This is a genomic window from Rhodococcus sp. NPDC054953, from assembly GCF_053609225.1.
Window position 1 is genome coordinate 1,590 of record NZ_JBSGXD010000052.1, and the last position, 463, is coordinate 2,052.

At 65.9% G+C, this 463-nt stretch carries 1 protein-coding gene; it reads left to right on the plus strand.

Features of this window, described 5'->3' with window-relative positions:
• Positions 1-463 (plus strand): UPF0182 family protein (locus ACWF62_RS20360; RefSeq protein WP_452631204.1); only part of this gene is annotated, 463 nt, incomplete at both ends.

Genomic DNA, 463 nt, shown 5'->3' on the forward strand with positions numbered 1-463 from the left:
GCTCCAGCGCTTCCACGTGGACAGCGCGGCGCAGTTCTACAGTGGTTCGGAGCGCTGGCAGGTGCCGGACGACCCGACCCACCGGGGTACCTCGGTGCCGCCGTACTACCTGAGCATGAAGATGCCCGACCAGGACGAGCAGACGTTCTCGCTCACCACCACCTTCACGCCGCTGGGCCGTGACACGCTCGCGGCCTATATGGCGGTGGACGCGGACACCAGAAGTGACGAGTACGGGACGATGAGAATCCTCACCCTCCCGTCGAACACCACGGTGTGGGGTCCGCAACAGGTGCAGTCCCGGTTCAACTCCGATCCCGTCATCGCGCAGGAGATCAACCTCCTCAGCCGGGGTGATTCCGAGGTCGAGTACGGCAACCTGCTGACCGTGCCGCTGGAGGGCGGGCTGCTGTACGCCGAACCGGTCTACGTCCGCGGTGGCGACCTCAAGTACCCGCTGCTG